The following is a 10,807-nucleotide window of genomic DNA, read 5'->3' as shown; positions in this document are numbered from 1 at the left end:
GTCAGCCATCTCTCCCCGGCGACCACCCGCGACCCCACCACCGGCGCCAATTTCTACACCGGCGAGATCCAGATCGACGGCGATCTCGTCGCCGCCCTCGGCGACCGCAAGCTCCAGCCCGGAATGCCGGTCGAGGTCTTCATCACCACGGAGGAACGCACCGCGCTCTCGTTCCTGACAAAGCCCTTCGCAGACCACGCCAACAGGATCTTCAAGGAGAGATGAGGTGAACATGTTCGATTTGCGCCAGGGAACGGCAATTACCGAAGGGGAGGAGATCTGTCAGGCGACCAGCGTTGGTCCAACATGGAGCGCCTACCCGATCGCAAAGGGTTTTGCCCTCACGACCATCTCATTCGACCTAGGACGGTAACGTAGAGGGGAAAAGTCATGCAGGATCGTTCGGTCGCAATCGTTGATGAGCACCCCGTGCTAAGGGAGGGGATCGCCGCGCTGCTGGAACGATGCGGCGGTTTCACGCTCGCCGCGACCGGAAATGTCGCGGACGATATGGTGTCGATCACCAGCAGCCATCGGCCCGATGACATGATCGTCGATCTCGGTATGGCGGGGGATGTCTATAGGGCGATTGCAGACGCGATGAGGATCGCGCCCACGATGAAGATTATCGTGTTCACGGCCTCGGTCAGCACGGATGATGCAATCAGAGCACTGGGTGCCGGGGCGAAGGGCTATGTCCTAAAGAGCAGCCCGGCAGAGGACCTCATTCATGCCCTTCAGTCCGCGCAGCGCAACGACGTCTATGTCAGTCCCTCATTCGCGAATAAGCTCATATGCGCCTTGAAGGACAAGACACTCGAACGAAATAAGCCGGCCTGTAACAGGCTCAGCGTCCGGGAGGAGCAGATTGTCAGACTGCTGCTTTGCGGGAAGATGAACAGCGAGATCGCGCGCGAGCTTTCGCTTAGCACCAAGACCATCAAGGGCCACATGACTGCTCTGATGGCCAAACTGAATGCCCGTAATCGCCTGGAGGTCGTCATCGCCGCGCAAAGCCTGGCTGCCACGGCGAACATCCCGGCGACCACAAGGTTCCGCCCCTGAAGGAAGAGCGATCCTGTCTGCCTTTAGTAAAGGGACCGATCAGTACCATTCACAAATCGGTCTAAATCCGCATGCGTGAAGAGCGACGAGACCGCAGACGGAACCGCGCGCTATCTCATATAAGTCGGCGCTCGATGGTGTTGAGTTCGGAGGCATTACATTCGCGCCTGCTCTCGGGCTCGCGACCCCCACGTTGCCGCCCGTCATCCAATGGCCGAAATGGAGTTTGAGAATTTGGCGCTCGCCATTTTGACCTGGGAACTCAAGAACGGCGCGCCAAACGTTGCGTAGTTGTGACAGAAGGTGCCCGAAGGAGGGCAAAGTCGCAACAGCCTACGTCCTTGCCAATGCGGACCGCTTCGGGCCGACCAACATCCTGCACCAGTGCACGGCATCCACACGAGGAAAGGCATCAACACTTGCAAGGAGTGCGAGCTGAAAGCACCCCCTTGGTATCATGACGGCGGCGCGAAGGCCTGCGCGCTGGCCACTCTCCATCACGTTCTCCAATATGATCGATCCAGCCATCCGGTCGAGAATGCGGCGCACGATGGCGAGGCCGAGGCCGGAACCATCTCCATGGACTTGAAGGCCGCGATAGAATGGCTCGAAGATCCGCCCGAGCTCCGCTTGCGTAATCCCCGGGCCTGTATCCTCGACGATAAATCGAGCGCGCTCGCCGTCCTGTGTGACGCTCAAATCAATCCGGCCGCCAGCGTTGGAGTGCCGTAATGCGTTGTCGATCAGGTTGCGGAGCACGATCGCAAGCATCGTCACATCGACGCGAACCGTAACGGGCTCGATATGTTCGAAGCCGAGGTCAATGGCACGGGCTCGCGCCAGCGGCAGGAGGTCGGCGACGGTTTGCTTCGCCACGTCATCCAACCGGGTTTCGGGAGCCGCGACGGTTGAGCCTGCGGCGTCGTAACGCGCGAGAGTAAGCAGTTGCTCCAACAGGCGTCCTGTCCTCTGAATGCCCGTTCTCAGCGTGGCAAGCCGCTCTTGGCCCTCCGCCGGCAGGCCGGTCCGGGCTAGATTCTCAGCCTGAAGGCTGAGTGCGGTGATCGGCGTGCGCAACTCATGCACCGCATCTGCGATGAACCGGTTCTGCTGCTCAAACACCGTTCGGATGCGTTCGAGCAGCCGGTTGATAGAAGCGATGAACGGTACAAGCTCGGCCGGTATACCATCGGGAGACAGGCTTGCGAGATGGTCGGAGGTCTTGGCGTCGAGCTTGGCAGCGAGCCGCGCGACCGGCCGGAAGGTCTGGCGGATCACGATGCCGGTTAGCAGCATCAGGCAGGGGATCAAAGCCAGAAGCGGCAGAATCGTGCGCGGGGCGCTATCCCGGGCGATCTCGTCTCGGCTCGCGGTCGGCTGGGCAACGGCAATGCGGCTGCCATCGGATCGGGTGCGCAGGAGCATCCGCCAAGCCTGATCGGTGCGTATGATAGTGTGAAGACCGTCGGGCAGATGGGCCGCAGGGTTTCGGCCCGACATGTCGATCGAAGCAGGATCGAACTCCTCGACCAGCACCTGGTCCTCGGCATTGACTTCACTGGGCGGCGCCGCGGCCTGCAGGCGGTTCCCGATCGCAAGCGCGCCGATCTGAAGCAGCACGGAATCCTGAAGCTCGATCGCCTCGTTGAAGGCCCAACGAATGGCAAGCCCGCCCGCCGCCAGTCCGGTCATGAGGACGAGCAGGGCAATGCCAGCGATAAGACGTGCTCGAAGCGAAGCCATCATGTCTGCTTGTCCACCATCCAGCCGACGCCCCTGACATTGCGGATCGCGGAGGCGCCGATCTTCCGGCGGATCGCATGGATCAGGAATTCGACCGCGTTGCTCTCGACCTCTTCGTTCCAGCCATAGATTCGCCTTTCAAGCTCGTCGCGCGAAAGGATTGCGCCAGGGCGCATCAGCAAGGCTTGCAAGAGCGAGAACTCGCGCGCCGTCAACCGGCTGATTCCGCCGGCGTGAGTCGCCTCAAAAGTCGCTGGATCAAGGTTAATCGTGCCGTCGCTAAGAATTGGCGCGGCGCCGCTGCGCTGACGACGCAGGATTGCCCGCATGCGTGCAAGCAGCTCGCGAATCTCGAACGGCTTGACCAGATAGTCGTCGGCCCCAAGATCGAGGCCGCTGATCCGATCGTCCACTCCATCGCGCGCTGTCACGACGATAACCGGCAGCGGCCGGGGCAAGCGGCGGAAATTGCCAAGAACGTCGAGACCATCGGCCTTAGGTAGGCCGAGATCGAGCAGGGCCATATCATAGGCCTCGAGTTCGGCAGCCTCTATAGCGGCGTTGGCGTCCACCACCCAGTCAACAGCGTAGGCAGCGTCCTTCAAGGCCTGCGCCATCGCCGCCCCGATCATCCGATCGTCCTCGACTAACAAAATGCGCATGATCCAGCCCGTCTTCGCCTGGCTTGGAGGGAGGGGATTCTCTGTTCTGCTCGGGCGCGTCATCGCGGGTCGATCGGCCTGCATCGGAACTGTGCCGTGGTGCTTGCCATCCCCTTCTCGGTATCGACCTTGACGTCGAAAACTCTCGCGCCTGCGCCGACCTCTCCGTCATACACCCATTGCCCGCGCTTCTGCTTCTCGAAGTCGGCGCGACCGGCCTTGCCCTGCATGCGCTTCGTGGCAGCCGCCACCGCCGTGCACAGAGAAGCGGTGGCGGTCGTGATCGGCGAATTCTGCCGCGCACGCCAGAAGCGCCACGGCGCAGATCAGGTCACAGTTGGGCAATGGTTGTTTTCTCCAGCTTTCCGGACGCCTTCGTCCCGTTCTTTCAGCTGCCCCTTAGATGAGCCTTAGGAGCGAACCCGGCCGGCATCGCGTCAAGCCGGCCACGACCAGGTTCCTAAGTCGCCGCTAAGCCGCAACGGCAAGGATCGACACGGGCTCCGACCGCGCCTGCGGCTGTTGGAGCCCGGCTTGCACAACAGGAGATCTGACGTGAGCGACCCGTCACGCGCACCGGCCACGGCCATGATCAACAAAGTTCCCGAAGTGACGCTCGCCTTCTGGGTGATCAAGATCATGTCGACTACGGTCGGCGAGACAGGCGCGGATTACCTCGCCGTTCATGTCGGGCTCGGAACCGCTCCGACGGGCGGAATCATGATGGCGCTCTTTTTATCCGCACTCGTCGCGCAGATGCGGATGCGACGCTATGTGCCGTGGTTATATTGGCTCACGGTGTTGCTCGTCAGCATCGTCGGCACCCAGATCACCGATGCGCTGACGGATCGTCTCGAAGTCAGCCTCTATGTCAGCACGGCTGGCTTTGCCGTGGCCTTAGCTGCGACCTTCGCGATCTGGTATGCGGTCGAACGCACGCTTTCGATCCGGACCATCATCACCAGTCGCCGTGAGGCGTTCTACTGGCTGGCTATCCTGTTCACGTTCGCGCTCGGCACTGCCTCGGGCGATCTCGCGACAGAGGCGCTCGGATTAGGCTTCGATGTCGGCGTAATCGTCTTCAGCGTCCTGATCGCGGTCGTCGCCCTCACCTACCGTTTGGGCGCTAATGCGGTACTCACCTTCTGGCTCGCCTACATCCTGACGCGCCCGCTCGGGGCCTCGCTGGGCGACCTGATGTCCCAGGCGCAGACTTATGGCGGATTGGGACTCGGCACGATCTATACCAGCCTCGGATTCCTCACAGTCATTGTCGTGCTCGTGGCCTTTCTAAGCATCGGCGCCAACCGTTCCCGACCTGGAATACTTCTGAACGAGGAAGTTTAATTTCTCACGAGAACATCGAGCTTCAGGCAAGGCCTAATTTCGGCGAACAAACGTCGCACATTTTGAAAGAGGAGAAGACAAATGCCAACAGATAGACGTCGCTTCCTTGCTATCGCGCTCTTGCCGCTGGCATCTGTGCCCTTGGTTGGCACCGGGATGACGCTTATGAATTCCATCTTTGTCGGCTCGGCCCAAGCGGCAGCCTCGAAACTTGGCGACATGTCAGCTTTCACCGCGATTGTCGTCGACACCAAGACATTGGCCGATAAGGGGGATCTCGCTGGCGCCAAGGCCCGCATCAAGAACCTGGAGACCACGTGGGACGATGCGGAGGCGGGCCTGAAGCCACGCGCAGCCGCCGATTGGCATGTGATCGACAAGGCGATCGACCGGGCACTCGATGCACTGCGCGCCAGTGCGCCCGATGCTGCCCAATGCCAGGCAGCATTGGCCGATCTACTCGCGGTGCTGGACCGCATGAGCGGGAAAACCTGACTCCGCAACATCCCTGCATGCGCAAGGCAAACCCGCTCGCGCAGGCAGACACGGCAAAGTGAGTACCGCGGCGCTGAAAGTCTGGTGAAAGGTTCGGGGTCTAACGCTTACGGCGTCACGGTTCAGCCAATCCTCCGCGAAAGGAGGAAGGAAGCGTGGCAGGAAACCAAAACCAAGGAGCCGGCCCATGCGTGCCCGCATTCTAACATCGTCGATTGCTTTCGCCGCACTTCTGGCTGCAGCCGGATCGGCGCTGGCTGCCGACAAGGTCACCATCATGGTGGGCGGCTATGAGAAGCAGATCTACCTGCCCGCGAAGCTCGCGGAGAGCCTGGGCTATTTCAAGGACGAGGGGCTCGATGTCGAGCTGCTGAACGAGGCCGCCGGCGTCGACGCCGAGAACGAGATGCTGGCCGGCGCGGTTCAGGGGGTCGTCGGCTTCTACGACCATAGCGTCGACCTGCAGGCCAAGGGCAAATATGTGATGTCCGTGGTGCAGTTCAGCCAGGCACCGGGCGAAGTCGAGCTCGTCTCGTCCAAGTATCCCGACGTGAAGTCGATGGCCGACCTGAAGGGCAAGACCCTCGGCGTGACCGGGCTCGGCTCCTCGACCAATTTTCTGACGCAGTACCTGATGATGAAGTCCGGCGTGAAGCTCGGCGACTTCACCTCGCTTCCGGTCGGCGCCGGCACGACCTTCATCGCGGCCATGCAGCAGGACAAGATGCAGGCCGGCATGACGACGGAGCCGACGATCTCGCGCCTGCTCGCCACCGGCGAGGCCCGGGTCCTGGTCGATATGCGCACGGTCGAGAAGACCAAGGAAGCGCTCGGCGGCACCTATCCGGCCGCCTCGCTCTACATGCAGACGGCCTGGATCGAGAAGAACAAGCCGATCGTCCAGAAGCTCGCCAACGCCTTCGTCAAGACACTGCGCTACATCAATACCCATGATGCCGCCGACATCGCCGACAAGATGCCGAAGGACTATTACGCCGGCAACAAGGAGGCCTACGTCAAGGCGCTGTCCGACGGGAAGGCCATGTTCACGCTCGACGGCGTGATGCCGCAAGGCGGCCCCGAGACGGTTCTCGCCGTGCTCTCCGGCTTCTCGAAGAACATCCAGGGCAAGCAGATCGACCTGTCGAAGACCTACACGACCGAGTTCGTGAAGAACGTCAAATAGGTCCGACACTCCCGGGCGATGGCGTGAGGCCATCGCCCGTATTGCCTGCCTTTCGCCTCTTGCGATCCGCGAACGCCGGCCGGCCGGCGAAGGAGAAGCCATGTCCGCGAGCGCTCCCGAAGAGAGCCCGGCGATCGAACTGATCAATGTCAGCCGCCGCTTCCTGACGCCCGACGGCCGGTCGATGACCGCGATCCGCGACTTCAACATGAGTGTGGCGCGCGGTGAGTTCGTCGCCGTGGTCGGCCCGACCGGCTGCGGCAAGTCGACCACGCTGAACCTGGTGACTGGCCTCGCCCGCCCCTCGAGCGGCGAAGTCCGCCTGTTCGGCGAACCCGTCGACGGTATCGATCCGCGCATCGGCTTCGCCTTCCAGACCGATGCGCTGTTTCCCTGGCGCAACGTGATCGACAATGTCGTGGCCGGCCCGCTCTTCCGGGGGACACCGCGCGAGGCGGCCTATGCGAAGGCCAGGCAATGGCTGGCGCGCGTCCACCTGACAGGACATGAGACGAAATACCCGCACCAGCTCTCCGGCGGCATGCGCAAGCGCGTCTCGCTGGCGCAGACCTTCATCAACGAGCCCCAGATCCTGCTGATGGACGAGCCCTTCTCGGCCCTCGACGTTCAAACGCGCGTGCTGATGCACGACGTACTGCTCGACCTCTGGTCGGAGGCGAAGGCCTCGGTCGTCTTCGTGACGCATGACCTGGAAGAGGCGATTGCGCTGGCCGACAAGGTCTATGTGCTGACCTCGGGCCCCGCGACGGTGAAATCGGTCTATCCCGTCGATCTGCCGCGCCCGCGGGTGGTCAGCGAAATCCGCTACGAGCAGGACTTCATCGCCCTGTCCAAGACGATCTGGGACGACCTGCGCGACGAAGTGCAGCGCGGCGCCGCCCGCGACGAAGCCCGCGCAGCCTAGGGAGCATCAACATGGCCGATATCGCAATCGCCTCCGGGCCGGTCTATCGCGCCGGGACGTCCAACGCCGAGATCGAGGCCGCCGCCGCCAAGGCCGCGCGGCGCCGCACGCAGCTCGTCCTGTTCTGGCGCTGGGCCATCCTGCTCGCCTTCCTCGGCGGCTGGGAGATCGGCGCGCGCACCGGCATCATCGACGAGTTCTTCTTCTCGAGCCCGAGCGCGATATGGTCGCGCCTGGTCGAATGGATCTTCGAGGGCACGTCGGAAGGGCCCCTCTGGTTCCATCTCTGGGTGACGATGGAGGAATCGCTGATCGGCTTCGCGACCGGTTCCGTCGCCGGGATCGTCGTCGGTATCGCGCTCGGCCGCAACCGCATGCTGGCCGACATCTTCTCGATCTATATCAAGGTGATCAACTCGATTCCTCGCGTGGTGCTGGCCCCGATCTTCATCATGGTCTTCGGGCTCGGCCTCGCCTCCAAGGTCGCCCTGTCCTTCGTCATGGTGTTCTTCGTGGTCTTCGCCAACGCCTTCCAGGGCGTGCGCGAGGCGGACCGCAACCTGATCGCCAATGCCCAGATCCTCGGTGCGCGCGGCTGGCAGCTGACGCGCTCGGTGGTGATCCCCTCGGCGATGAGCTGGATCTTCGCCTCGCTGCATGTGAGCTTCGGCTTCGCCATCATCGGCGCGATCGTCGGGGAGTTCGTCGGTGCGCGCTACGGCATCGGGCTCCTGATCAACATCGCCAAGGGCTCCTTCGACTCAGCTGGAATGTATGCCGCGATCGTCGTGATCATGGTTGTCGCCCTGCTGGCCGAATACCTGATGACCCGACTGGAGCGCGGCCTGGCGACATGGCGGCCCGCCCCCTTGCAGGACACGCAGTAAGACACGGGCAACGACAGAAAAGGCCTCGCCCGGTCGGCCGACCGGGCGAGGCTCGTTTGTGATTGGCGATGCCCGGTTCAGCCTTGGTCGGTCAGCTCTGGCCCGGCGTCGCTGCCGGCAGCGACGGAAGCATGACCTCGGCTTGCAGGCCCGGCCCGGCGGAGCGATTGGCGAGCGTGACTGTGCCGCCATGCGCTGCGGCGATCTCGCGCACGATCGACAGCCCCAGGCCTGTGCCGTCCGGCCCGGCGCCCGGCAGGCGGTAGAAGCGCTCGAAGACCTTCTCCCGCTCCTCTTCGGGGATGCCTGGCCCGGTATCCTCGACGACAAGGCGGATCTGTCGCTGCGCCTGCGACAGGGCGACGGAGACGGCTCCGCCCTTCGGCGTGTAGCGCAGCGCATTCTCGACGAGGTTGACGACGATCTCGCGCAACAGCGTCTCGTGCCCCTGCAGCATGGCCGCTCCGCCCGTTAGTTCGAAGGCAAGGTCGATCTCGCGCTCGAAGGCAATCGGCGCCAGGCCCTCCAGGGCCTCGCGCGTCACCGTGGCGAAGTCGACGGGGACCTTGCGCAGGGCCGCACCGCCCGGCTCGGCACGCGCCAAGGTCAACAACTGGTTGACCAGCCGGGCCAGGGCATCGAGCCCCCGGTCGATGGCGTGGAGAGTTTCGTCCTTGGAGGCGATCTCGGTTTCGAGCAAACCGACGGTCGACTGGGTCTTCAGAACGGCAAGCGGCGTCCGCATCTGATGGGACGCATTGGCGACGAAGCGCCTCTGCAGGGCCACATAGCGCTCGATGCGCCCGAAGGCGTGATTGAGCGCGCCGATCAGCGGCCTCAACTCACTCTGCAGATGCGCCGTCTCGACAGGCTGGAGCGAGCCGGGCTGGCGCTCCGCCAGTTCCTTGCGCAGCCCGAGCAGCGGTCCGAGGCCGCGCCGCAGACCGAAGAGCGCCAGGAGCGCGGCGAGCCCCACCAGCAACGCCTGATCACGCACCGAATTCAGCCAGAGATCGGTCACCAGCCGGTCGCGGCCGCGCAAGGTGGTGCCGACGATGACGATGGCATTGCCGCCGGCCGTCTTCGACACGACGGGCTGGGCCAGGGCGACCGCTCGGATGTCGTCAACGCGAAAGCGCGCCGAGAAGAACACGGGTTGCAGGTCGCTCGGTGGCGTCGGTGGCCCTGCGACATCGGGAAAGCCCGCGATCAGCTCGCCCGAGGGCGCGATCACCTGGTAGATCACCCGGTCGCGATCCGAGGTGGCGAACATCTCGATCGCCGAGGGCGGAATCAGCGCCTCGACGCTGCCGTCGCTTTCCTTGACCTGCTCCGCGATCACCCGCGCCGAAGCCAGCAGCATGCGATCGGTGACGAGGTTGGCCGTGGAAACCGCACTCCCATGCGCCGTCCAGGCGTTGAATGCGACGATACCGGCGAGCGGAACCAGCAGCCAGCCGAGAAGCTCGCCTCGCAGGCTCCTAGCCATCCTGCTTCCTCAGCGCATAGCCCAGCCCGCGCAACGTCCCGATGGAAACGCCGGTGCCTTCCAGCTTCTTGCGGACACGATGGACATAGATCTCGATCGCGTTGGAGGTCGCGTCGTCGTCGAGGCCGAATACGGTATCGGTCAGCGTCGCCTTTGAGACGACGCGTCCCGCCGCCAGCACAAGGGTCTCGAGAACCGCGTGTTCGCGCTGGGTCAGCGGCAGGGGCAAGCCTCCCACCGAGAACTGCCGCGTGGTCGTCTCCAGCACGATCGCACCGAAGGCGACCGTCACCAGCCTATCGCTCTGCTTGCGTCGCAGCTGCGCCCGGATCCGTGCCTCGAGCTCGAGCGGGTCGAACGGCTTGACCAGATAGTCGTCGGCGCCGCTGTCCAACCCCGCGATACGGCTGGAGATCGCATCATTGGCGGTGAGGATGATGACCGGCGTCAAACCCTTGCGAGCCCTGAAGCGCTTGAGGATCTCGATCCCGCCCATGCCAGGCAAGGCCATGTCGAGAATGACGAGATCATAGACCTGGGTCGAAAGCGCAGCGTCGGCGTCGCTCCCGTCACGCACGCAGTCGACGACATAACGGCTCTTGCGCAGCAGGCGAGCCAGCCAATCGGACAGCTCCTGGTTATCCTCGACGAGCAGTATTCGCATTGGATACGCGTTCTCGCAGGCCAATCGGCGGCACGAACCCTTCCGAGCTTCCTTCCTAAACGGTTGGGCCGGGCACTGTGAAGGAAAAGCCGAAGCTTGAGAAATCGCTGCTACCGTCGTTGAGCGATCGCTGCTCGAATGCAGCATTGGGCGGGTGGAAAGACGGACATTGCGTCCCTGCCTCCGGGTTGGCAAGGACATCATGAGCAAGGACCATGCCTGGGAGGCCGGTGCTCTCCACGCGTCAAAATACGGTGTTTCAGCGTTTCCTGAGGGAAAACGCCCCTAAAAGCCCCTCAAAACATCAGGGAAGCTCCAAACGCTGGAGCTGCCGCGACCACTCC

Annotated in this window: 12 protein-coding genes; 7 read left to right on the top strand and 5 right to left on the bottom strand. The window is 63.2% G+C overall.

The genetic code is table 11. From position 1 onward, the window contains the following. Both AB4118_RS33760 and AB4118_RS33755 read left to right on the top strand, forming a co-directional pair. On the top strand, window positions 1–225 hold a 225-nt coding region (locus tag AB4118_RS33760; RefSeq protein WP_472841063.1), incomplete at its 5' end, for a beta-barrel domain-containing protein. Window positions 226–390: 165 nt separating this feature from the next. Further along, window positions 391–1,065 (top strand): LuxR C-terminal-related transcriptional regulator, encoded by a 675-nt coding sequence (locus AB4118_RS33755; protein ID WP_441493854.1) that lies wholly within the window; start codon window positions 391–393, stop codon window positions 1,063–1,065. A gap of 333 nt (window positions 1,066–1,398) precedes the next feature. Here AB4118_RS33755 and AB4118_RS33750 read toward each other — a convergent pair whose 3' ends face one another. The 3 genes from AB4118_RS33750 to AB4118_RS33740 all read right to left on the bottom strand — a co-directional run bounded on the left by AB4118_RS33750 (window position 1,399) and on the right by AB4118_RS33740 (window position 3,721). Then, the gene (locus AB4118_RS33750) at window positions 1,399–2,685 is read right to left on the bottom strand and encodes an ATP-binding protein (RefSeq protein WP_441493853.1); all 1,287 of its coding nucleotides are present in this window, start codon (window positions 2,683–2,685) and stop codon (window positions 1,399–1,401) included. Between the two features lie 122 nt (window positions 2,686–2,807). Beyond that, window positions 2,808–3,470: a response regulator gene (locus AB4118_RS33745; RefSeq protein ID WP_441493856.1), complete on the bottom strand. Its 663-nt coding sequence runs from the start codon at window positions 3,468–3,470 to the stop codon at window positions 2,808–2,810. A 59-nt stretch (window positions 3,471–3,529) separates the two neighbouring features. Continuing rightward, window positions 3,530–3,721 (bottom strand): PepSY domain-containing protein, encoded by a 192-nt coding sequence (locus AB4118_RS33740; protein WP_441493852.1) that lies wholly within the window; start codon window positions 3,719–3,721, stop codon window positions 3,530–3,532. Between the two features lie 337 nt (window positions 3,722–4,058). On the opposite strand from AB4118_RS33740, the gene AB4118_RS33735 reads away from it, so the two are divergent. The 5 genes from AB4118_RS33735 (at window position 4,059) to AB4118_RS33715 (ending at window position 8,310) form a co-directional block, all read left to right on the top strand. Then, a complete protein-coding gene (locus AB4118_RS33735) occupies window positions 4,059–4,817 on the top strand; it encodes a COG4705 family protein (RefSeq protein WP_441493855.1) in 759 nt (252 codons plus the stop codon). 165 nt (window positions 4,818–4,982) lie between these two features. Then, window positions 4,983–5,312, top strand: coding sequence for a histidine kinase (locus AB4118_RS33730; RefSeq protein ID WP_441493851.1), 330 nt, complete (start codon window positions 4,983–4,985; stop codon window positions 5,310–5,312). Between the two features lie 187 nt (window positions 5,313–5,499). Next, window positions 5,500–6,498: an ABC transporter substrate-binding protein gene (locus AB4118_RS33725; RefSeq protein WP_441493850.1), complete on the top strand. Its 999-nt coding sequence runs from the start codon at window positions 5,500–5,502 to the stop codon at window positions 6,496–6,498. Window positions 6,499–6,598: 100 nt separating this feature from the next. Continuing rightward, the gene (locus AB4118_RS33720; protein ID WP_441493849.1) at window positions 6,599–7,423 is read left to right on the top strand and encodes an ABC transporter ATP-binding protein; all 825 of its coding nucleotides are present in this window, start codon (window positions 6,599–6,601) and stop codon (window positions 7,421–7,423) included. An 11-nt stretch (window positions 7,424–7,434) separates the two neighbouring features. Continuing rightward, complete coding sequence (locus tag AB4118_RS33715) at window positions 7,435–8,310, top strand: ABC transporter permease (RefSeq protein ID WP_441493848.1); 876 nt, start codon at window positions 7,435–7,437, stop codon at window positions 8,308–8,310. A gap of 91 nt (window positions 8,311–8,401) precedes the next feature. Here AB4118_RS33715 and AB4118_RS33710 read toward each other — a convergent pair whose 3' ends face one another. Then, window positions 8,402–9,799, bottom strand: a complete 1,398-nt coding sequence (locus tag AB4118_RS33710) for a sensor histidine kinase (RefSeq protein ID WP_441493847.1) — start codon at window positions 9,797–9,799, stop codon at window positions 8,402–8,404. Further along, complete coding sequence (locus tag AB4118_RS33705; RefSeq protein ID WP_441493846.1) at window positions 9,792–10,463, bottom strand: response regulator; 672 nt, start codon at window positions 10,461–10,463, stop codon at window positions 9,792–9,794. Before AB4118_RS33705 ends, AB4118_RS33710 begins: the two co-directional genes overlap by 8 nt. Window positions 10,464–10,807 lie beyond the last annotated feature (344 nt).

This window comes from Allobosea sp. 2RAB26 (assembly GCF_052115465.1).
In the GTDB taxonomy this organism is placed as follows: domain Bacteria; phylum Pseudomonadota; class Alphaproteobacteria; order Rhizobiales; family Beijerinckiaceae; genus Allobosea.
The sequence above is the reverse complement of the archived record's forward strand: the minus strand, read 5'-3'. Positions and strand labels throughout refer to the sequence as shown.